The 22,079-nt window shown below is 65.3% G+C and carries 17 protein-coding genes; 3 read left to right on the top strand and 14 right to left on the bottom strand.

Annotated features, from left to right (window positions below; all coding sequences use genetic code 11):
* The first annotated feature begins 36 nt into the window (after positions 1 to 36).
* Genes purE through dtd form a run of 3 tightly spaced genes read left to right on the top strand, consistent with a single transcriptional unit; the run spans position 37 to position 2,031 of the window.
* Entirely contained in the window at positions 37 to 525 is a 489-nt protein-coding gene (gene purE / locus ACFTOW_RS00160; protein WP_379911839.1) for a 5-(carboxyamino)imidazole ribonucleotide mutase, read from the top strand.
* On the top strand, positions 518 to 1,594 hold the full coding sequence (locus ACFTOW_RS00155; RefSeq protein ID WP_379911837.1) for a 5-(carboxyamino)imidazole ribonucleotide synthase: 1,077 nt from the start codon (positions 518 to 520) through the stop codon (positions 1,592 to 1,594). Before purE ends, ACFTOW_RS00155 begins: the two co-directional genes overlap by 8 nt.
* A complete protein-coding gene (gene dtd / locus ACFTOW_RS00150) occupies positions 1,594 to 2,031 on the top strand; it encodes a D-aminoacyl-tRNA deacylase (RefSeq protein ID WP_379911835.1) in 438 nt (145 codons plus the stop codon). Before ACFTOW_RS00155 ends, dtd begins: the two co-directional genes overlap by 1 nt.
* A 141-nt stretch (positions 2,032 to 2,172) precedes the next feature.
* Here the strand turns inward: dtd and ACFTOW_RS00145 are convergent, their stop codons facing one another.
* The 14 genes from ACFTOW_RS00145 to ACFTOW_RS00080 all read right to left on the bottom strand — a co-directional run bounded on the left by ACFTOW_RS00145 (position 2,173) and on the right by ACFTOW_RS00080 (position 22,078).
* Entirely contained in the window at positions 2,173 to 3,360 is a 1,188-nt protein-coding gene (locus ACFTOW_RS00145; protein ID WP_379911833.1) for an HlyD family efflux transporter periplasmic adaptor subunit, read from the bottom strand.
* A gap of 3 nt (positions 3,361 to 3,363) precedes the next feature.
* Positions 3,364 to 5,571 carry an ATP-binding cassette domain-containing protein gene (locus ACFTOW_RS00140; protein ID WP_379911831.1) on the bottom strand — a complete coding sequence of 736 codons (2,208 nt, stop codon included), beginning with the start codon at positions 5,569 to 5,571 and terminating at the stop codon, positions 3,364 to 3,366.
* Positions 5,568 to 6,854, bottom strand: a complete 1,287-nt coding sequence (locus ACFTOW_RS00135; RefSeq protein ID WP_379911829.1) for a TolC family protein — start codon at positions 6,852 to 6,854, stop codon at positions 5,568 to 5,570. Before ACFTOW_RS00135 ends, ACFTOW_RS00140 begins: the two co-directional genes overlap by 4 nt.
* A gap of 90 nt (positions 6,855 to 6,944) precedes the next feature.
* Complete coding sequence (locus ACFTOW_RS00130; RefSeq protein ID WP_379911827.1) at positions 6,945 to 10,874, bottom strand: Ig-like domain-containing protein; 3,930 nt, start codon at positions 10,872 to 10,874, stop codon at positions 6,945 to 6,947.
* Positions 10,875 to 11,200: 326 nt separating this feature from the next.
* Positions 11,201 to 12,037: an alkaline phosphatase family protein gene (locus tag ACFTOW_RS00125; protein ID WP_379911825.1), complete on the bottom strand. Its 837-nt coding sequence runs from the start codon at positions 12,035 to 12,037 to the stop codon at positions 11,201 to 11,203.
* A 55-nt stretch (positions 12,038 to 12,092) separates the two neighbouring features.
* Positions 12,093 to 13,730: an ABC transporter ATP-binding protein gene (locus ACFTOW_RS00120; RefSeq protein ID WP_379911823.1), complete on the bottom strand. Its 1,638-nt coding sequence runs from the start codon at positions 13,728 to 13,730 to the stop codon at positions 12,093 to 12,095.
* A complete protein-coding gene (locus tag ACFTOW_RS00115; protein WP_379911927.1) occupies positions 13,727 to 14,542 on the bottom strand; it encodes an ABC transporter permease in 816 nt (271 codons plus the stop codon). Before ACFTOW_RS00115 ends, ACFTOW_RS00120 begins: the two co-directional genes overlap by 4 nt.
* Positions 14,542 to 15,498 (bottom strand): ABC transporter permease, encoded by a 957-nt coding sequence (locus ACFTOW_RS00110; RefSeq protein WP_379911821.1) that lies wholly within the window; start codon positions 15,496 to 15,498, stop codon positions 14,542 to 14,544. Before ACFTOW_RS00110 ends, ACFTOW_RS00115 begins: the two co-directional genes overlap by 1 nt.
* Position 15,499: 1 nt before the next feature.
* Positions 15,500 to 17,086, bottom strand: coding sequence for an ABC transporter substrate-binding protein (locus ACFTOW_RS00105; protein ID WP_379911819.1), 1,587 nt, complete (start codon positions 17,084 to 17,086; stop codon positions 15,500 to 15,502).
* A 144-nt stretch (positions 17,087 to 17,230) separates the two neighbouring features.
* Entirely contained in the window at positions 17,231 to 19,216 is a 1,986-nt protein-coding gene (locus tag ACFTOW_RS00100) for a CocE/NonD family hydrolase (protein ID WP_379911817.1), read from the bottom strand.
* 191 nt (positions 19,217 to 19,407) lie between these two features.
* The gene (locus ACFTOW_RS00095) at positions 19,408 to 19,809 is read right to left on the bottom strand and encodes a RidA family protein (RefSeq protein WP_379911815.1); all 402 of its coding nucleotides are present in this window, start codon (positions 19,807 to 19,809) and stop codon (positions 19,408 to 19,410) included.
* A complete protein-coding gene (locus tag ACFTOW_RS00090; RefSeq protein ID WP_379911813.1) occupies positions 19,806 to 20,216 on the bottom strand; it encodes an acyl-CoA thioesterase in 411 nt (136 codons plus the stop codon). The genes ACFTOW_RS00095 and ACFTOW_RS00090 overlap by 4 nt, the downstream gene beginning before the upstream one ends.
* A 4-nt stretch (positions 20,217 to 20,220) precedes the next feature.
* The gene (locus ACFTOW_RS00085; protein ID WP_379911811.1) at positions 20,221 to 20,457 is read right to left on the bottom strand and encodes an Lrp/AsnC ligand binding domain-containing protein; all 237 of its coding nucleotides are present in this window, start codon (positions 20,455 to 20,457) and stop codon (positions 20,221 to 20,223) included.
* 4 nt (positions 20,458 to 20,461) lie between these two features.
* On the bottom strand, positions 20,462 to 22,078 hold the full coding sequence (locus tag ACFTOW_RS00080) for an AMP-binding protein (protein ID WP_379911809.1): 1,617 nt from the start codon (positions 22,076 to 22,078) through the stop codon (positions 20,462 to 20,464).
* Position 22,079 lies beyond the last annotated feature (1 nt).

Below are 22,079 nucleotides of genomic sequence, written 5' to 3'. Positions count from 1 at the left end.
TAGTGCGCGTCTCATTCACGGCGAAGGGGCGCGGGCATGGTGGACATCAAGGTTGGCATCATCATGGGCAGTCAATCGGACTGGCCCACGATGAAAGAGGCGGCGGATATCCTGGACGAGCTTGGCGTGCCCTACGAGGCGCGCATCGTCTCGGCCCATCGCACGCCTGACCGGCTGTGGGAATATGGCAAGACCGCCGTCGAGCGCGGATTGCAGGTGATCATTGCCGGCGCCGGCGGGGCGGCGCATCTGCCCGGCATGATGGCGTCGAAAACCCGCGTGCCGGTGATCGGCGTTCCCGTGCAGACCAAGGCGCTGTCGGGTGTGGACAGCCTGTATTCGATCCTGCAGATGCCACGCGGCTTTCCGGTGGCCACGATGGCGATCGGTGGGGCCGGGGCCAAGAATGCCGGGCTGATGGCGGCGCAGATGCTGGCCATGCACGACGCGGATCTTGCCCAACGGCTGGACGACTGGCGCGCGGCGCTGTCGGCCTCGATCCCGCAGGTGCCCAGCAATGACTGATCCCTTGCACACCGGCGCGGTCATCGGCATCCTCGGCGGTGGGCAGTTGGGGCGCATGCTGTCGGTCGCCGCCAGCCGTCTTGGGTTCAAGACCTGCATCTTTGAACCGGGCGGTGATTGTCCGGCCAGCCACGTCGCCAACTATCATTTCCAGGCCGGGTATGACGACGCCGAGGCCCTGCGCGCCTTTGCGCAGGCGGTGGATGTCGTCACCTACGAGTTCGAGAACATCCCGACCTCGGCGCTGGACATCATCGAAACCCTGCGGCCCATCCGCCCGGGCCGCGAGGCGCTGCGCATCAGCCAGGACCGGCTGACCGAAAAGGAATTCCTGACCGGGCTGGGCCTGCAAACGGCGCCCCATGCCGCGGTGGACAGTGCTGATGATCTGGGCACGGCGCTGGAGAGCATCGGCACGCCCGCGATCCTCAAGACCCGCCGCCTTGGCTATGACGGCAAGGGGCAGGCGCGGATCATGTCCCCGGATGAGGCCGGTCAGGCGCTGGACGACATGGCCGGATCCGCCGCGATCCTGGAAGGGTTTGTCGAGTTCACGCACGAAGTGTCGGTGATCGCCGCGCGCGGGCTCGATGGCTCGGTCGCCTGTTTCGATCCGGGCGAGAACGTGCATGAGGGCGGCATCCTGCGCAGCACAACCGTGCCTGCGCGCCTGACGCCGACACAACGCAGCGATGCGGTGCTGCTGGCTGCGCGCATCCTGAACGCGCTGGAGTATGTCGGCGTTCTGGGGGTCGAGCTGTTCGTGACGCCCCAGGGACTGATCGTGAACGAGATCGCCCCACGCGTGCACAACTCGGGCCACTGGACGCAGAATGGCTGCGCCGTGGACCAGTTCGAACAGCATATCCGCGCCATTGCCGGCTGGCCGCTTGGCGATGGGATGCGCCACTCCGATGTGGTGATGGAGAACCTGATCGGCGATGACATCGACCGCATCCCCGCCATGGCCCGCGAACCCCACGCCGCCCTGCATCTTTACGGCAAGACCGCGTGCAAGCCGGGCCGCAAGATGGGCCATGTCAACCGCGTCAAGCCGGGCAAGCCCTGATGCGGGCCCTGATCCAGCGGGTCTCGCAGGCCATCGTCACGGTGGACGATGCCACCATCGGCCAGATCGGCCCGGGGCTGCTGATCCTTGTCTGCGCCATGCAGGGCGACGGCGCGCAACAGGCGGATGCGCTGGCCGCGAAGATCGCCAAGCTGCGCATTTTCAAGGACGACGCGGGCAAGATGAACCGCTCGCTGCTTGATATCGGGGGTGCAGCACTGGTGGTCAGCCAGTTCACCCTTGCCGCCGACACCTCACGCGGCAACCGCCCCGGATTTTCTGCCGCCGCCGCACCGGATGAGGGCGACCGCCTGTACCGGCATTTCGCCACCAGTCTTGCCGCGCAAGGCATCCCGGTTCAGACCGGCCAGTTTGGCGCGGATATGCAGGTGGCGCTGGTCAATGACGGGCCGGTGACGATCTGGATCGACACCTGACCCCTTCATCTTGCAAGATAAACTCAAATCCGGCGCGCGTCACAGGTGCAGACCTTGCGCAGAATCGCACCCACCGCACCACAGGCTCCGGAAACCAGCGCGGCGCAGCCGCTCCTTCGGGTCAGGCCCGGCGCCGCGATCTCATGGCTCGCGCAGCGCCTCGCGCGACTTGTACAGCGGTTTCAGCAGGTATTGCAGGACAGTCTTCTGCCCGGTGTGCAGCTCCACGGCGGCCTGCATGCCGGGGCGGATCTCGACGCTGGCCTGCCGGTCGGTCAGCTGGCTCATGTCCACCCGCAGCGTCACCATGTAATGCGCCGAGGCATCGGGGTCGCGGGCGCGCTCGTCCTTGAACGTGTCCGCCGAGATGAAATCCACACGTCCCTTCAGCGTGCCGAAGATGGTGTAGTCATAGGCCGACAGCTTGATCGTCGCCTCCTGCCCCCGGCGGATGTTGGCGATGTTCTCGGGCTTCACCCGCGCCTCGACATACAGTTCCTCGTCAAGCGGGATGATCTGCAATATCTCTTCGCCGGGGCGCACCACGCCGCCAATCGTCGTTACCGACAGGTTGTTCACGATGCCGCGCAGCGGGGCCACCAGCACGGTGCGGTTCAACTGATCCTGGCTGGATTTCAGGTTCTGCCGCAGCGTCGCCAGTTCTTTCAGCGTGTCGGAATAGTCCTGCGCGCGCTCCAGCTCGGTCTGCGTCACCACCTCATCATAGCGGGCGCGCGCATCGGCATGGGTCTTGCGCGCGCGGGTCACCTCGATCAGGGCGACAACCTTTTTCTCCAGCAGGTTCTCCATCAGCGCCAGTTCCTGCGCCGCCTGCTCCAGCACCTTTTGCGCGCCTTCGCTGCTTTTGACGTAGTCCGATTGCCGCGCCTTCAGCAGCGCGCGTTCCGACGCCACGATATCGGGCGAGCTTTGCGCCAGGGCTTCCGGCACCGCGAAATCGAACTGTCCCGCCAGCTCCGCCTCCAGCCGCAGGCGGCGGATCTCCAGCGCGCTGATCTGCTCGCCGATCTCATCGACCGAGGACCGGAACTGCGTGCCATGCAACCGCGCCAGCATATCGCCGCGCTGGACGATATCGCCCTCCCGGACCATCAGTTCGGCCAGGATGCCACCTTCGAGGTTCTGGATGATCTGTGGCCGGGACGAGCTGATCATCTCGCCCTCGGCGCGCACGATCTCGTCGACCCAGGCAAAGGCCGCCCAGATCACGAAGAACCAGACCGAGGCCGCGCAGAGCCACACGATCAGCGATGGTCCCTTCATCTTCTGGTTCAACTGGCTGGCCAGATTGGTGCTGGAGGTCGCCATCGTCTATGCCCCCTTCGTCGCGGCCAGGTGGGCCAGAACCTGATCACGCGGGCCATCGACGACCATTCGCCCGTTTTGCAGGATCATCGTGCGGTCGGTCAGCGACAGGATCGGCACGCGGTGGGTGGCGATGATCGCCGTGCGCCCGTCCAGCCAGTCCTTCAACCGGCTGACCAGCGTGTTTTCCAGCGTTTGATCCAGCGCCGCCGTGGGTTCGTCCAGCAGGCAGATCGCCGGGTTCTGCAACCACAGCCGCGCCCAGCCGATCGACTGGCGCTGCCCCACCGACAGGCCCTGCCCGCCGTCGCGGATGTCCAGATCCAGCCCCTTGGGGTGCGATTTCACGAACGGGCCCAGCCCTGCGAAGTCCAGCGCGCGCAGCAGGCGTTCGTCGTCACGCTCCATCAGGTTGAGGTTCAGGTTGTCGCGCAGGTTGCCGGCGAACAGCCGCACGTCCTGCCCCAGATAGCCCACAAGGCGGCGCAGGTCGCGCGGCTCGATCTGGGCCATGTCGGTCCCGTCGATCAGAACGGTGCCCCGCTCGGGCGCGTAAAGCCCCGACAAGAGTTTGAGCAGCGTGGACTTGCCCGAGCCGTTGGCCCCCAGCACGGCCAGTTTCTGCCCCGCCTGAATTTGCAGCGCGGGAATGTCCAGCGTCGGCGCGCCGTCGTCGTCATAGCGAAACTGCACCTCGCGCAGGGTGAAGGCACCGCGCAGGGTTTCGCGCCGCAGATAGCTGCGCGTGGCATCCGCGTCCTGCGCCGCATGGGCAATCCCGTCCAGCCCGTCCAGCGCGGTCTTCACGTTGCCCCAGCGCGCCATCGTGCCGGCCAGTTGTGTCAGCGGCGCCAGTGTGCGGCTGGTCAGGATACCCACGGCAATGATCGACCCGACGGTAAAGTCGCCCGAAAAGACCAGATACGTGCCGGTGATCACCGCCCCAACATAGGTGACCTGCTGCACCCCCTGCGCCCAGAATGTCAGGGTCGAGGCCAGCTTGCGCTGCTCGCTGGATTTCAGCGCCGACAGAGCCGACAGTTCCGTCCAGACACGGTTGAACCGGTCCTCGGCGCGCTGGGTCTTGATCGTGTCCAGCTCGAACACCGCCTCGTGCAGCAGCCGACCGGCCTTGGCGGATGCGCCTTGGGTTTCCTGCGTCAGCCGCATCATGCGTTTTTGCAGAAAGAACCCCGGCACCACCATCAGCACCGCGCCCGCCACCAGCACCCAGACCACGTTGCCCGCGATCGACGCCACCAGCAGCAGAAAGACAAAGATGAACGGAATATCCGCGAGCGATGACACGGTCGAGGCGGTAAAGAACTCGCGCACCGAGCCGAATTCGCGCATCGAGCTGAACAGTTGCGACGGCGCACGCCCGCGCGCATCCGACCGCATGCCCAGGATACGCGCCATGAGAAGTTGCTGCACGTTCAGCTCGATCTGCCGCCCTGCACCGTCGATCAGCCGGGCGCGCGCGATCTTCAGCGCAGCTTCCATCAGCAGGGCGATCATCGCGCCGATTGCCAGCACCCACAGTGTTGCCTCGGACTGATGCGGGATCACGCGGTCATAGACCTGCAGCGAGAACAGCGCGACCGACACCGCCAGCAGGTTGGCCACGAACGACCCCAGCGCCACCTCGGCAAAGGGTCGGCGAAAGCGCGCGAATTCGCCCCAGAACCAGTGCGGCGCCATCTGTGTGGGCATATGGGCCTGCTCCAGCGACTGGATGTCGGCCTCGGCCCGGACCAGACAGCCGGTGAAATAGGGCTGGAACTCGGACAGGGGCACGATGGCGCGGTTGTCGGTGCAGGTGACATCATAGATCACCAGATCGCCGCGCGCCTGTGACAGCACCAGAACGAACTGCCCCGATGTCATCTGTGCCAGCGCCGGCCACAGATCATCGGTCAAGGTTCCTGCGGTCTCGACCTTCGCCAGCAGGCCCGCCGCGGTTAGCCCGTCAGCCAGCCGCTGCGGCTGTGCGGCAGGGCCCTGCGCCGACGAGGTTGTCATCGCTTCCAACACGTCGCTGGCCACCGCTTCGACGCCCAGCAACCCGGCATAGGTCACTGCCAGACCGGCGCGCGACAGGGTTTTGCCATCGTGCCGCGCACCGGGCGTGTCATTGGCCGGTTCGGGCGTGATCGCGGTCAGCCGCGCGCCACCCCGCCGGGCCGAAGTCAGCGAGATGCCACGGGCGGTCATATCCTGCCCCCGTCGGCCAGCAGGCCCAGATCGCGGGCGATTTCCAACTGCGCGCGCGCCGCGTCGTATCTCAGGTCGACCTGCGCCTCCTGCTGGCGGGCATAGGCTTCGTAAACGCCGACCACATCCATCACCTGCCGCTGGCCCGCGTCATACTGCGCCTGAAACATATCCAGATTGCGCCTCGCGGCCTGCGTCAAGGCGGTCGCTTCGGTCGCCTGGCGGGCCAGCGCGCTGCCCTGCGCCTCAAGCCGACGCAGGCGGCGATTGGCGTCTTCACGGGCCTGACCCACCTTGCGGTCGGCGGCTTGCGCCTGCGCCGCGATGGCCTGCAGGCTGGCCCCGGTGCCAAAGCCCAGCGGCTGATCGGATGTCACCGTCAGCGATGGCCCCGACCCATTGTCGCCCAGCACCGCATTGGCCGAAACCTGGGGCATATACCCCGCCTTCTCGATCTTCGCAGCCTCGGCGGCGCGCAGCTTTTCGGCCTCGGCCAGCATCACTGCCAGAGGCTCGGGCTCACCGGCGGCCACCTGTAGCGCCGAAAGGCCCGAGACATCCCCCAGCAGACGGATCGCCATCGCGTTCAGTTCGGCTAGTGCCGCCGCCGCCGCCTCGGCCTGGGCCTGCTTGTCCGCGCGGATTTCCGACAGCTTTTGCCGCAGCACGTTCAGATCCGAACTGTTCGAGATGCCGCCCTGCACGCGCTCGTTCATCACCCATTCGAAACGGGCCATGTCGGTTTCGGACTGCGCCGCCAGCGCCGCCTTTTCGCGCGCCTTCTGCGCATCCAGATAGAGCGACAGCGCGATGAACACACGCTGGTTGGTGTCTTGCGCCAGCGACACGGCGGCGACCTCGACATCGGCCCTGGCAAAGGCGCGCTCGGCCTTCTTGCGCCCCCCGCCGAACAGCACCTGATCGACCACCAGTTGCGCGGCAACCTGCGACAGGCTGGAAAGGCTGACCTGCGGGCCAATCGTGGGCAGCCAGTTCTTGGCGGCGGCCTGCGCGCGCAACCGCGCGCTGCGCAACTCGGCCTCGGCGGCGCGCGAATTGGCCGCCAGCACCGCGTCGGCCACGGTGTCGAACGCGCCCCCCTTGGGCAGCGCGCTTTGCCGCGACAAGAGCGCGTCGATGATCGGGCTTTCGGCGGCTTCGCCCCGAGCGGCCCCAAGGGCCGTGACCGGCTGCGCAGGCGCGGCGCGCGTCACCGTATCACCCGGCCCCATGCAGGCCGATACGGCCAGACCGACTGCGCCAACGATTACTGCCCTACTCATACACTGCCCCATGACCGCCTCTTGTACCCAGAGGCTTGTGGTGTTGTCGGGGCGCGCAAACCGATGCACGCCCCATCGTCCCGGACCGCGTCAGATGACGGTGTTGATGTCCTCGTCCACCACCACGGTGGCATCACCCAGGCTGTAGACCTGATAGGTCTGGCCCTCGATCACGCGGGTTTCACCGGTGTTGCTGGCCCCCGTGATCGTCACCGTGTCATCCGCACCGCCCGCAACGACCAGCGTGTCGGTGTTCGACGACAGCGCGGTGATCTGCGCCTCGGTGATGGTCAGGTGGCTGTCCTCGGCGAATTGCAGGTCGACCGCTTCGATGTTGAACGCGCCCAGCCCGGTGTTCGACAGATCGACGCGCGCGTTGGTCAATTCGTCCAGCACCAGATAGGTGCCCGAGCTGTTGCCTGCCGCATCCACGCTGTGCACGATCAGATGCGAGCCGTCGGGGATTTCGGGGGTAAAGCGGAACGCCTCGATCCCGAAGACATCCACGGGCACGCCGTCGCCTCCGACCTGACCACCCGGTGTGCCCTGATTGACCTCATAGACGCTGATATCATCCGACGTCAGATCAACCGAGATGGCCGCAAAGCCGTTCAGGTTGCGGGTGTAATCCACGATCACCGGCGTTTCAGGCGCTTCGAGATCCAGCGCCAGCGCCTGTGTCAGATTCGACGTGTTGCCCGCCGGATCGGTGGCATCGATGCTGACATCGATGCTGGTCAGCCCCGCAGGAATGGCATTGCCCGGCAGATCGATCGACCAGTCGCCAGATGGCGTGACATCTGCCTGATAGGCCATGCCCGCCACCGTCACCAGAACGGTCGAGCCGGCTTCGACCTGGCCATTCAGGCTCAGCCCGGCCTGCGCCTCGGCCAGATTGACCACACCGTCGCCGCCGGTCGGATCGCCCGTGCTGGTCAGCCGGTTGACCAGCGTGTCCAGTTCCACGGTGTCGCGCAGTTCGGCGCGATTGCCGTGCCGGTCGATCGCAGTCACGAGTACGGGCAGGGTTTCTTCGCCCGTCGGCAGGCTGCCGTGCAGGAAACCGGCGCTCCATGTGCCATCCGCCTGCACCTGTGCCGTGCGGGTCACCCCGCCGATCATGACATTGACGGTCGAGCCGGGTTCAACCGTGCCCGTCACCTCGACCACGCCCTGTTGCTCCGCCCCGTTGATGACGCCGTCGCCGCCGATCGTTTCAGGTGCAAAGCCGAAGTTCTCAACCACGGTGTCCACGCCGACGCTGCCGGTCACGGTGCGGGTGTTGCCCGCCGCATCCGTGGTGGTGGCAACGATGGGCGCATCGGCCGTATCTGCGGGGATCTCGGCGCGCGTGAACAGGCGCTGCCAGTTGCCTGCGGCGTCGGTCACCGTGCTGTGGGTCACCCCCCCAAGGCTGACCTGCACAACCGCACCCGGATCGGACGTGCCGCGGATGACCACGCCGTCAAGGTTTTCTTCGTGGTTGATGACATTGTCGCCTTCGATCGGGGCGCGGCTCAGCGTCAGGATGCCCGCCTCGGTATCCACCTCGACCGCTTGTGTCAGGGTGTCCACGTTGCCCGCCGCGTCGGTGGATGTGACCGTCATCGTGGTCGTGTATTCGCCGCGCGTGATCTGGTTTTGCGGGATCGTCACGGTCCAGCTGCCGTCAGTATCCACCTGCGCGGGCAGGTTGGCCTGCCCCATCTGCACCATCACGCGCGCACCCGGCTCTGTCGTACCCGTCACCGTCAGCCCGGCCTCAGCCTCGACCGCGTTCAGGACGCCATCCGCGCCGCCCGGTGTGCTTGTCAGGGCGAAATCGCGCACCAGCGTGTCGATGGTCACCTCGCCCGTCGTGGTCGAACGGTTGCCGGCCGCATCCGTGGCCTCAACGGAAACCGGCGCCACCGTTTCACCTGTCGGCACCTCGCCGGGAAGGAAAGTCACGGTCCAGTTGCCATGGACATCGACCTGCGCAGGCCGGGCCGTCCCGGCCATGGTCACGATCTCGCTCGCCCCCGCCTCGGTCGTGCCGGTCAGGGTGACGCCGCTGGCGGCGCGTTCGGCCGCGTTCACCACGTCGTCATCGGTGATCGGCGCGTCCGAGATCTCGACGAAGGTCTGCGTGTCGATGTCCAGCGTGCCCGTCGTGGTGGCAGAGTTGCCCGCCGGGTCGGTCGCCGTGACCGACAGCGTGGCCGTGCGTTCGCCCGGGGCAAGGTCCGCGGACGAGACCTGCACCGACCAGTTGCCCGCCGCGTTCACCGTGGCAGGCAGCGCCACGCCATCGACGCTGACCGTCACGCTTGACCCCGGCTCGGCGGTGCCGGTCAGGGTCACACCCGCCGCGAGTTCGGCGGCATTCACCAGATCGTCGCCGCCCGCAAGGCCAGTGTCGATGGTCACGAAGGTTTCGGTGTCCACGTCAAAGCTGCGTGACGCAGTGGCCACGTTGCCCGCCGCATCCGTCGCGGTCACTGTGGCCGTGGCGGTGTATTCGCCACCGGGCAGCGCGCCGGCTGGCAGGGTCAGCGACCACGCGCCATCGGCGGCCACATCGGCAGTGTACTCCGTCCCCTCGACCGCCACGATCACGCTCGCACCCGCCTCGGCGGTGCCGGTCAGAGTGATGGCCTGCGCGGCCTCGGCCCCGTCGACAAGGTCGTCACCCGTCACCGGCGTGTCGCTGATCGTCACACTGGTTTCGGTATCAACCCGCACCATCGCCGTGACGGTATTCACGTTCCCCGCCGCATCGGTCGAACTGACGCTGACCTCGGCCTCATACTCGCCACGTGCCAGCGTTTCGGTGGGAAAGGTCGTCTCCCACAGGCCATTGGCATCGACCGTGGCCAGCAACGTGGCCCCGCCCAGAGTCACGGAAACGGTCTCCCCCGGGACGGATGTGCCGGTGACGGTGATGCCGTCCTCGCGTTCTACGAGGTTCATCACGCCGTCACCTTCAAAGGTCTCGGTGTCGATGGTGATGGCATTTGGAACAGTGTCGATCACCACCGTATCCACGAAAACCGCGCTGTTGCCATGGCTGTCGGTGGTGGTCACGGTGATCCCGGCCTCGTATTCGCCGGGTTCCAGAACCGTTGTGTCGACCACGACACCCCATGTGCCATCCTCGGCCACGGTTGTTTCATAGCTTGCGCCATTCACCTCGACCACGACCGCGGCACCTGCCTCGCCCGTTCCGGCGATCTCGACACCGTCGGCGTGATCCTCGGCATTGGTGATATCCCCGATCGAGACCGGACCATCAGTGAACGTCAGCTCCGGCGGGGTCAGGTCGATGATCACCTGCGGGCCTTCGATCTCGGTCAGCGTGCCGTCGGGGTCGGTCACCACCACGATGGTGTCGTGGTCGCCGTCGGCGGGCAATCCTTCGCCCTCCAGTTCGACCGCCCATGTACCGTCATCGTCGATCGTGGTGGTCGCCGTCTGATCGCCCACCGTCACCACAACCTCGGACCCCGGCGCCCCGGTTCCCGAAATCCCGACGGACGGGCCGGCCTCTGCAACGTCGTCGCCACCGATCACCAACGGACCTTCCTCGTTGACGGTCGGCACGATGGGGCCGTTGCCGCCAATGTCGCCGCTGCCGCCACCAAGCAAAGCAGCCCCGCCTATGGCCGCACCGGCAGCGCCCAGAACTCCGCCAAGCCCGCCGCCGCCCAGCAGCGCCGCGCCCAGCATGCTGACCTCGTTGTCATCCCCATAGCTTTGATCGTTGACGACATTGCTTTCGTTCAGAAAGATCAGATCGTCCGCCGGGCTCCATTTGCCCCATTGCGCGGTCGGGCCGTATTGCGCGTACAGCTCTCCGCTCGATCCTTCGACCAACGCCACCTCGTTCAGATACCCGTCTGCACTGATGAACAGGCGCGAAGCCGTCTCCGAGCCGGAAAAATAGTTCTCCAGCAGCACGACCCGCCCGTCGACCAGCACGATTTCAAGACTGTTGCCGATCCGGGTGAAGCCTTGCAGATCGACTTGCCGGACGTTCAATGAAAATTCGGAACCGCCTGTCAGGGAAACCCGTGTTACCGCCTCGCTTGCCGAAATCTGACCGCGCTGCGCTGCGCCCATACCTGTACGGACAACGAAATCAATCGCCTGCATAATCACACCACTCTTACCTCTGGTGCACGATTTGCCTCGGCACCTGTTATATAGATGCCTTTTTCCTAACGCAGTTTTGCCACATTCGAAAGTGTGTTTTTAATTGGCAATACACGAAAAACGGTCGTGGTCCCGACGTGTTGCGGCAAAGACTCGCAAATGCGCACCCCTCGAGTCCGCGAAGAGTCCGCGAACACGCATTGAAAAAGCGCCTACTCCAGAAACGGACGCGCCTGCATCGTCTCTGGCAGCGGCGCGCCCAGCCGCGTCAGGATCGTGGGCGCCAGTTGCAACTGATCCAGAACCGTATCTGGGGCAGGCCCCTGCGCGTCGCCAAAGTAATACAGCGCGAACTCCTGTTGCAGCGGATCATGCCCGCCATGATGGCCGCGCGCGTCCTGACCGTGATCGGCGGTCACGATCACCTCGTATCCCAGCGCGCGCCATTTCGGCACGAAGGGTGCCAGCATCTCGTCCATCACCACGCAGGCGTGATCCATCTCCTGGCTCTCGTGAAAGAACCGGTGGCCCATGCTGTCCAGCGTACAGGTGTGCAGCAGGCCGTAGTCCAGCCCGTGCCGCGCACACAGGCTGGTCAGGGTGGCAAACAGATCCACGTCCGAGGGCGTCATCTGGTTGATCAGCCCATAGCCGGTCATGGTGTGGAACCGGCCGTGATTGATGGTGTCGCTGTCCGGCTCGTCATATTCGATATCGCGCACCAGATCGAACGGGTGGCGGTTGAAGAACGACGACCAGAAGGAATGCGCCACCGCCCCGGTCACCCCGCCCGCGCGCCGCACCTGGCTGAAGATGTCCGGCTGGCTCAGCCGGAACACGTTGCCGTTGCCGGTGCAGCCATGCACCTGCGGCGTCACCCCGGTGTGGATCGACGCATAGCACGAGGCCGAGATTGACGGCAGCACCGACCGCATGGTCCAGCGTTGCGCCTCGCCGGATTGCACCCAGCCTTCCAGGTTGCCAAACAGCCGCGTCCAGTTGCGCAGCGGCACGCCGTCCAGAACGATCAGCAGCAGCTTGCGGTCCATCTTGCCCCCTTCGATCGGGCATGTCTGCCCGGNACGCGATCCCAAACCCCTGATCTCAGTTCCCGGCGCTGGCCATCTTGCGGTTCTCGATCACGTCTTCCAGCCAGCCCAGGCGCATTTCGGGCACCGACCCCAGCAAAAGGTCGGTGTAATCGTCAAAGGGCGGGCTCAGCACCTCGGATTTCGTGCCATAGCGCACCACCTGCCCCTGATACATCACCGCGATGCTGTCCGCGATGGCGCGCACCGTGGCCAGATCATGTGTGATGAACAGGTAGGCCACATCCTCGATCTTCTGCAGGTTCAGCAGCAGCTTCAGGATGCCATCCGCCACCAGCGGGTCCAGCGCGCTGGTGACCTCGTCGCAGATGATCAGCTTGGGCTTGGCCGCCAGCGCGCGGGCAATGCAGACGCGCTGTTTCTGCCCGCCCGACAGTTCGGCGGGATAGCGGTCGATGAACCCCTCTCCCATCTCGATCTCGTCCAGCAACTCCTGGATGCGCCGCCGCTTCTCTGCGCCTCTGAGCCCGAAATAGAACTCCAGCGGTCGGCCGATGATGGTGCCCACGGTCTGGCGCGGGTTCATCGCCACGTCGGCCATCTGATAGATCATCTGGATCTCGCGCAGGTCATCGCGCGGCCGCGACGGCAGATCGGGCGTCAGGGCGCGATCCTCGAACACCAACTGCCCGTCACGCGGCGGGAGCAGCCCGGTGATCACCCGCGCCAGCGTGGACTTGCCCGAGCCGCTTTCGCCCACCACGGCCAGGGTCTGACCGCGATAGATCTCGACATTCACATCCTTCAGCACGTCGAATTTCGTGCCGCGATACCGCGCGGTGATGTTTTCCGCCCTCAACAGCGGATTGTCGGTGGGCTTTTTTTCGTCGTGCCGGATCGACCGGACCGAGACCAGCGCCTGCGTATACTCTTCCTGCGGGTGGTTGATGATCTGGTCGGTGGGGCCGTATTCCACCATGTCGCCCAGTTTCAGCACCATGATGTCATCGGCCACCTGCGCCACCACGGCCAGGTCGTGGGTGATATAGATCGCGGCCACGCCGGTGTCGCGGATCGCCGCCTTGATCGCCATCAGAACGTCGATCTGCGTGGTCACGTCCAGCGCCGTCGTCGGTTCGTCGAACACCACCAGATCGGGTTCGGGGCACAGCGCAAGGGCTGTCATGCAACGTTGCAACTGCCCGCCCGACACCTGATGCGGATAGCGTTTGCCGATGGTCTCCGGCTCTGGCAGGCCCAGCTTGGCAAACAGCGCCACCGCGCGGTCCTCGGCCTGCTTCTGGCTGAACTTGCCGTGAAGCACCGCCGCCTCGATCACCTGCTCCATGATCGGGCGCGCAGGGTTGAAACTGGCCGCCGCCGACTGGCTGACATAGGTCACCTCGCCCCCGCGCAGCGCCCGCAGATCCAAGAACGAGGATTTCAGGATGTCGCGGCCGTTCACCCAGACCTCGCCGCCGGTGATCTCGACCCCGCCACGGCCATAGCCCATGGCGGCCAGACCGATGGTCGATTTACCGGCCCCGGATTCCCCGATCAGGCCCAGCACCTTGCCGGGCTCAAGATCAAAGCTGATACCATGCACGATTTCGATATCGCGCGGACGCTCGCCCGGGGGATGGACCGTGGCCCCGATTTTCAGGTCACGGACCTTCAGCATCGGTTCGCTCATCCCCGGCCCCCTTTCAGGCTTGTCGTGCGGGTCAGAACCCAGTCGGCCACAAGGTTGACGCTGATCGCCAGCGTGGCGATCGCCACCGCCGGCCACAGGGCCGCCCCGATACCATAGACGATGCCATCCTTGTTTTCCTTGACGATCCCACCCCAGTCGGCGGCGGGTGGCTGCACCCCCAGCCCGAGGAAGGACAGGGTCGACACAAACAGCACCGCAAAGATGAACCGCAGCCCCATTTCCGCCACCAGCGGCGACAGAGCGTTGGGCAGGATCTCGCGAAAGATAATCCAGACCCGCCCCTCGCCACGCAGCTTTGCGGCCTCGACGAAATCCATCACGTTGATATCCACCGCCACCGCGCGGGCCAGACGGTAGACGCGCGTGGAATCCAGCAGGCCCATGACCACGATCAGCACCGGGATCGTGACCGGCATCACCGACAGCACCACCAGCGCAAAGATCAGCGACGGGATCGACATCAACAGATCGACGAAACGGCTCATCGCCTGATCGACCCAGCCACCGATGACCGCCGCCAGCAGGCCAAAGACCGATCCGGTGGTGAATGACAGGATCGTGGCGGCCGTGGCGATGAAGATCGTGGTCTGCCCGCCATAGATCATCCGCGTCAGCAGATCGCGCCCGATGTTGTCGGTGCCGATCAGATGCTCGCGGCTTGGTGGCTCCCACACGCCGCCCACGACCTCGGCCATGCCATAGGGCGCGATCAGCGGCGCAAAGATCGCCATCAGGAAATACAAGGCGGTAAAGAACAGCCCGATGGCCGCCGCGATGGGGATGTTGCGGATCATTTCGGATGCCTCAGCCGCGGGTTCGACAGGATCGACACGATGTCGGCCACCATGTTCAGCCCGATATAGACGGCGGCAAAGATCAGCCCGCAGGCCTGCACCACCGGCACGTCACGCTTGCTGACGTGATCGACCAGGTACTGCCCCATTCCGGGATAGGTGAACACCACCTCGACCACCACGACACCCACGACCAGGTAGGCCAGGTTCAGCATCACCACGTTGACGATGGGCGCGATGGAGTTCGGGAACGCATGCCGCCAGATGATGGTGAACATGCTCAGCCCCTTCAACTCGGCGGTTTCGATATAGGCCGATTGCATCACGTTCAGGATCGCGGCGCGGGTCATCCGCATCATATGCGCCAGAACCACCAGCGTCAGCACCGCCACCGGCAATGCGATCGCGTTCAGCTTTTGCCCCAGCGACATGCTGTCATTGATCATCGCCACCGACGGGGCCCAGCCCAGTTGCACGCCGACCAGATACATCAGCAGATAGCCGATCAGGAATTCCGGGATCGAGATCGAGGCCAGCGTCACCCCGGATATCAGCTTGTCCGGCCAGCGGTCCTTGTAGCGCACCGCCAGCAGCCCGAGAAAAATCGCCAGCGGCACCGAGATGATTGCCGCCCAGAAGGCCAGAAACAGCGTATTGCTCAACCGTCGCCCAAGGCTTTGCGCGATGTCCGCGCCATTGGTCAGCGCTGTGCCCAGATCACCCTGCAAGGCGCCGAACAGCCAACTGAAATAGCGCGCAACCGGGGGGTCATTCACGCCCAGTTCGGCCCGCAGGTTCGCCAGTGCCTCGGGCGTGGCGGATTGGCCAAGGATGGATTGCGCCACATCACCCGGCAGGATCATGGTTCCGGCAAAGATCAGCACGGACACCATGAAAAGCAGCAGGAGGCCCAGCGCAAGGCGCTGGACCACCAGTTTCAGTGCAAGCCCCATATCAGGCGGCGACCCACATCTGCACCGGAGCGTAGAAGTTCATCAGCTCGTAGCCGACGCCGCCCTCTTCGTAGCCCGCAACGCGATCGCTGATCGCATCGATGAAGTCGTTGAACATCGGGCAGATCAGGCCGCCTTCGTCGCGCACCAGCGCGCCCATGTCGGCATACATCTGGGTGCGCTTTTCCTGATCCAGCTCGGCCCGGGCCGCGATCAGCAACTGGTCGAACTGCTCGTTCTGGAACCGCGTGTCGTTCCAGTCGGCGGTCGACAGATAGGCGGTGGTGAACATCTGGTCCTGCGTCGGACGCCCGCCCCAATAGCTGGTGCAGAACGGCTGTGCGTTCCAGACCTCCGACCAGTAGCCGTCGTTGGGCTCGCGCTTGATCTCCAGCGGGATACCCGCCTGCGACAGCGTCTGCTGGAACAGCGCCGCCGCATCGGGCGCACCGGGGAACGAGTTGTCCGAGGTGCGCAGCAGCACCGATCCGTCATGGCCGGATTTCTTGAGGTGGAACGCCGCCTTGTCCGGGTCATATTCGCGCTGCTCGAACGCGGTATGCAGCGGATAGGACTCGTTGATCGGCGTATCATTCCCGACCGAGCCATAGCCGAACAGGATCTTGTCCACCATTTCCTCGCGGTTGATCCCGTATTTCAGGGCCAGCCGCAGGTCGTTGTTGTCGAACGGCGCGGTGTTGCAATGCATGATGAACACATAATGCCCGGGGCCGGACTTGTTGTGCACCTTGACGCCCGGCGCGCGATCGATCAGCCCGGCGGTGCGCGGCGGCACCCGGTTGATCATGTCCACCTGCCCCGACTGCAGGGCCGCCACGCGGGCGGTGTCGTCGTTGATGACCAGCAATTCCACCGTGTCGGCATTGCCATCGCCGTTCCAGTGGTCGTCGAAGCGTTCGAACACGAAACGCACGCCCGGCTCGGCATCCTTCAGAGCATAGGGTCCGGTGCCGATGGCGGCGGTCGGATCATCGTTGCCGCCGTTCGGCTGGATGATCAGGTGATAATCGGCCATCAGGTAGGGCAGGTCGGCATTGGGCTGGTTCAGTTCGACGATGAAATTGTCGCCATCCACACTCAACGACTTGATGTCGCGCAGCAGGCCCAGCGCGCCCGATTTGGTGTCCTCGCCAGAATGCCGTTCGATCGTGGCCCGCACATCCTCGGCCGTGACGGGCTGACCGTTGTGGAAGGTCATGCCCGACCGGATCTTGAAGGTCCATGTGACGGCATCCGGGGTCGAGGTGAAGCTTTCGGCCACTTTCGGGTCCAGCCCCTCGCCACTGGCGGCCAGTTCCACCAGCGGTTCGCCCCACAGCCGCACGATCTGGGTCATCGTGGCGTTCGCCGCCATTGCCGGATCAAGGCTGTCGCCCGAGCCGCCACCCTGAATGCCCACGCGGATCGTGCCGCCCTTTTGCGGGCCGGCCGCGCGGACGGCATTGGTCAGCATCACGTTGGCCACCGCCGCCGACACACCCAGCGCCCCCATGCGCCCGATGAATTCACGCCGTGTAATGCGCCCCAGCGCCGCGCGCACCTTGAGATAGTCGATCTGATCGTTCATTGGTTTTTCCCCATCTGACTGGCCCGAACCTGACTGTCCGGGTCTTTATTGACTTTGCGGTCAAGCATGCCGATTGCGCCCGTCGCTTCAAGCAAAATTTTTGCTGGTTTCCGACAGTTTGATCCCGTTTGCGACATACGCCTGTTACATATGGTCCCGCGCGATGCTGTCGGTCACCACCCGCTCCAGGATAAGCCGGTCGTTCTCATAGGCTTCCAGCCGCCCGGTGACATGAAAATGCGTCGCGTCCGACCACATTTCCGAATGCGTTTCGGTCCGCGTGCGGACATCGCCCCGTTCAACCTCGGCGGTCCAGTGCGTGCGGGCGCGCGCGCTGTGCGGATCATCGGGATGCACCGACCACCATTCGCGCGCCACCCCGCCCGAGATCAGCCCATGGCCCAGATCGCGGCGCTTGCCCGCATCGCGCTCGATGTGGTGGGTGACCGTGCCGCTGACCATGTCGGTGGTCACCTCGCGCCGCTCGCCCGGCGGGCGCAGCGTCTCGATTCGCTGCGGCGTCGCAGCCTCGGGTTCGGGAAACTGCCACTCATCACCCGTGGCCGTGGGCCGCACCGACAGGTGCAGCGCGCCCTCCAGCAGCGTGACGGCCGCCGCCTGCGGCGCGGGCCAGATCATCGGCCAATAGGCCGTGCTGACCGCCACCCGCACGCGATGGCCTGCCGGCACGCGATAGGCGATGTGATCCAGCACCACGTCCACCTCTTCCTCCTGCCCCGGCACCATGGGCGCAGGGCTGGCAGAGCCCGCCCGGTGCGACAGGTTCAGCACACCCCATGTGATCCGCGTGCTGGCCCCGTCCGGGTGCACATGGCACAGCCGCACGGCGATCTGCGCCTGCGGCTGATCACTGCGCAACCGCAGCCGCAACACCGGCGCGCCCACGATGTCGCTGTCGGCCTCCAGCGGGGCGCTGTCGAAACAGGCCGACATCGCGTCATCCCCACGCTGATCGCCCGGCCATTCCGGCCCGGCCGATCCGCCAAAATACTCTCCGCCCTCAAGGCCGCAATGCTGGGGCGAGACAACAGTCACGCCCAAGGGCTCCGCCGCACGACCCAGCCGCCCCGGGGCCAGCGGCCACTCCACAGTTGCCCAATCCACGCCATCATCGGCCAGCCACCGCCCCGGACGCGCGGCATAGCTGCGATCGGGGCGCGCGCCATCCATCAGGTAGTGGCGATAGGCCGGATCATCCTCGACCCCGGTGTCGATATCCTTCAGCCAGCGATCCCACCAGCGCAGCGCCTCCTGCAGAAAGCCGATGCGCGGCTCGGGCACCGCGAAATGCGGGTACTTGTGAATCCACGGCCCGTTGATTCCCTTGGTGCCGGGGATGTTGCGCACCAGGTGCGGAACGGTGTTCAGATAGCCGTCGCCCCAGCCGCTGATCGCCAGTACCTTTGCCTTGATCCGGCTGTAATCCTCGCAGATCGAGCCATGCTGCCAATATGCATCGCGCCGCTGATGCCGCAGCCAGGTCGAGATCAGCAGCGGTTCGGCCTCCAGCCGTTGCAACCAGACCTCGCGCCAGTCCGCGCGCAGCGCCGGATCGGGCGGACGCGAGGAATAGGCCCACATGACCGAGGACCAGCCGAAATTCTCGCCCAGCAGGCAACCGCCCTTGAAATGGATGTCATCGGCAAAACGGTCCACGGTCGAACACAGGCTGATCACCGCTTTCAATGGCTCGGGCTGCATATAGGCGACCTGCAAACCGTTGAACCCGCCCCAGCTGATCCCCATCATCCCCACGCGTCCCGAACACCAGGGCTGCGCGGCCAGCCAGCCGATCACCTCGACCGCGTCGGCCAGTTCCTGCGGGATGTATTCATCCATCATCAGCCCGTCGCTGTCGCCGTTGCCGCGCATGTCCACGCGGATGCAGGCATAGCCGCGCGCGGCGAACCACGGATGGGTCAGCGCATCGCGCGCGGCCGTGCCGTCACGCTTGCGATAGGGCAGGTATTCCAGGATCGCAGGCACCGGATCATCGCCCGCATCGGCGGGCATCCAGACACGGGCGGACAGGACGCAGCCATCGGACAAGGTGATCCGCATGTCGGGCGTCTCTTTGACGGGGCGCAGGGCACTGGGAGTATCAATCATGTCCAGACATTCGGCACCGCACGCCGCAAGGTCAAGCAGAACCGGCCCGGTCCTTCATCTTGCCCCTAAACTCCCGCCGGAGGCTTCCGCCCGCGCCACCTGCGCCACGCCAGCAGAGGTACCCCGCCGCCGATCCGGGTGCGGGGCGGGCGGGTGGGCGCGCCCGGATCGGGGGCGGCCTCGCAACCCGCTCATCCTTGCGGGATCTGCGCCGTCGCCTCGATCTCCAGCAGCGCCTCATCCTCGACCAGCGCCTGCACCACCACCATTGTCATGGCCGGAAAATTCCGCCCCAGAACCGCGCGATAGACGCGCCCCACATCGGCCTGATGGGCCAGATAGTCCTGCTTGTCCGTCACATACCACGTCAACCGCACCAGATGCTCCGGCCCGCCGCCCGCCGCCTCGATCACCGCCACGATGTTCTTGAGCGTCTGTTCCATCTGGCCGATGAAATCATGCGCCTCGAACACCTGCTCGGCGGTCCAGCCGATCTGCCCGCCGACATAGAGCGTGCCCTCGGTGGTCAGCACGCCATTGGCATAGCCTTTGGCGGCGGCCCAGCCTTCGGGGTGGATGATGCGGTTGGTCATTGGCTTGTCTCCTCATGATGGGCCATCAGGGCCGCGCGGGCATCCTCGGGCCAGGGTGCCGGTCGCAGGCCGGTGCCCACATGCACGATCACCGAAGCGGCGCGCAGCCGCGTTTCGCCGTCGCAGGTTGCAACGAACCGCGTGTGCAGGCTGCTGCGCCCCACGCGCGGGAATGTCAGGGTAAACTCCAGCACATCACCCAGCCGGCTGGGGGCCAGGAATTCGGTCTCGATCCGCGCCGTAGGCACCGCGCGGTTGGCGTGCATGTCTGCAAACGTGTGCCCGGGCATCGTGGCGAACAACGCCTCGACGCAATCGTTCAGCATTTCAAAATAGCGCGGGTAGAAAACGATCCGCGCCGGATCGCAATGCCGGAACAGCACCTCTTGCCGGAATTGAAACGCCATGTGCCTAGAACGCCTTGAAGGTCAGGGTGGTCAGGCTGCGTTCCACCCCCACCACGTCCACCAGCATCTCGTTGATGAACTTGCCGATATCCGCCTCTTCGGGGATGTACAGCTTGATCATCAGGTCCCACTCGCCGCTGGTCGAATACAGCTCGGAATGCAGTTCCTTGAGCATGATCTGCTCGGCCACCTTGTAGGTCTGGCCGGGCTTGCAGCGCAGTTGGATGAATGTGGCGCGCATGGTGTCATTCCTCTTTCAGGCGAAAGCGCTGGATCTTGCCGCTTTCGGTCTTGGGCAGCGTGTCGCAAAAAACCACCGAACGGGGGTATTTGTAAGGGGCGATCGTCGCCTTCACGTGATCCTGCAGGCGCTTTGCCGTGTCGTCCCCGGCGGTCACGCCCTCGCGCAGCACCACATGGGCCTGCACGATCTGGCCGCGCGCCTCGTCGGCCAGCCCGACCACCGCGCATTCGGCCACATCCGCATGGGCCAGCAACGCCGCCTCAACCTCGGGGCCGGCGATGTTGTAGCCGGAACTCAGGATCATGTCGTCGTTGCGCGCGGCAAAATGCAGATAACCGTCCTCGTCCATCACAAAGGCATCGCCGGTGACGTTCCAGCCGTCCATCACATATCCCGCCTGCCGGTCATCCGCCAGATAGCGGCACCCGGTCGGCCCCCGCACCGCCAGCCGCCCGACCTGCCCGCGCGGCACCTCGGCCCCGTCCTCGCCGATCACCCGTGCCTCGTATCCCGACACGGGCCTGCCGGTGCAGGCGGGGCGGTGATCGTCAAAGCGGTTGGTGATGAAGATATGCAGCATCTCGGTCGCCCCGATCCCGTCCAGCATCGGCTTGCCGGTCTTGGCGATCCACTCGTCATAGACCGGCGCAGGCAGGGTTTCCCCCGCACTGACGGCTGCCCGCAGGCTGGACAGGTCCGCGCCCTCGTCCATCGCCTGCAACATCACGCGATAGGCCGTGGGTGCCGTGAAGCAGACCGTGGCGCGGAATTTCTGGATGATCTCGATCATGTTCGGGGGCGAGGCGTTTTCAAGCAACGCCGCCGCTGCACCAAAGCGCAGCGGGAACACCGCCAGCCCGCCCAGGCCAAAGGTGAACGCCAGCGGAGGCGAGCCGACGAACACGTCCTCGGGCTGCACATCCAGAACCTCGCGCGCATAGCCGTCGGCGATGATCAGGATGTCGCGGTGAAAATGCATCGTCGCCTTGGGCGCCCCGGTGGTGCCGCTGGTGAACCCCAGCAACGCCACGTCATCGCGCCCGGTGCGCACCGCATCATACTGCACCGGCTTTTCCAGCGCCAGCCGATCAAGTTCCGCATCGTGGTTCGAGGTCCCGTCAAAGCCGACGACCGCCTTGAGGAACGCCGAGGTCTTGGCACAGATCGCCATCTCGTCCATCAGCCGGGTGTCGCACAGCGCATGGGTGATCTCGGCCTTGTCCACGATCTTGGACAACTCGCCCGCCCGCAGCATCGGCATGGTATTGACCGCCACCGCGCCCACCTTGGTGACCGCCAGCCAGGCCGCCACCATCGCCGGGTTGTTGGCCGAGCGGATCAGCACCCGGTTGCCGGGCTTCACCTTCAGATCATCGACCAGCGCGTGCGCCAGCCGGTTGGTCCAGTCCGACAGTTCCTTGTAGGTGCGCCGCCGCCCGTTGCCGATGAGCGCGGTGCGGTCGCCAAACCCGCGCGCCACCATCGCATCGGTCAGTTCGACACCGATGTTCACATGGTCTGGATAGTCGAACCCCTCCAACAGGAAATCAGGCCACTGATCCAGCGGCGGCAGGTTGTCCCGCGTGAACGTGTCGTTATGTGCGCTTGGTCCCAGCATG

Origin of the sequence: Lacimonas salitolerans, assembly GCF_042677865.1 — a bacterium.
GTDB classification, from domain to species: domain Bacteria; phylum Pseudomonadota; class Alphaproteobacteria; order Rhodobacterales; family Rhodobacteraceae; genus Lutimaribacter; species Lutimaribacter salitolerans.
Note: the sequence above shows the minus strand (reverse complement) of the source record. Positions and strands in the feature narration are given on the sequence as shown.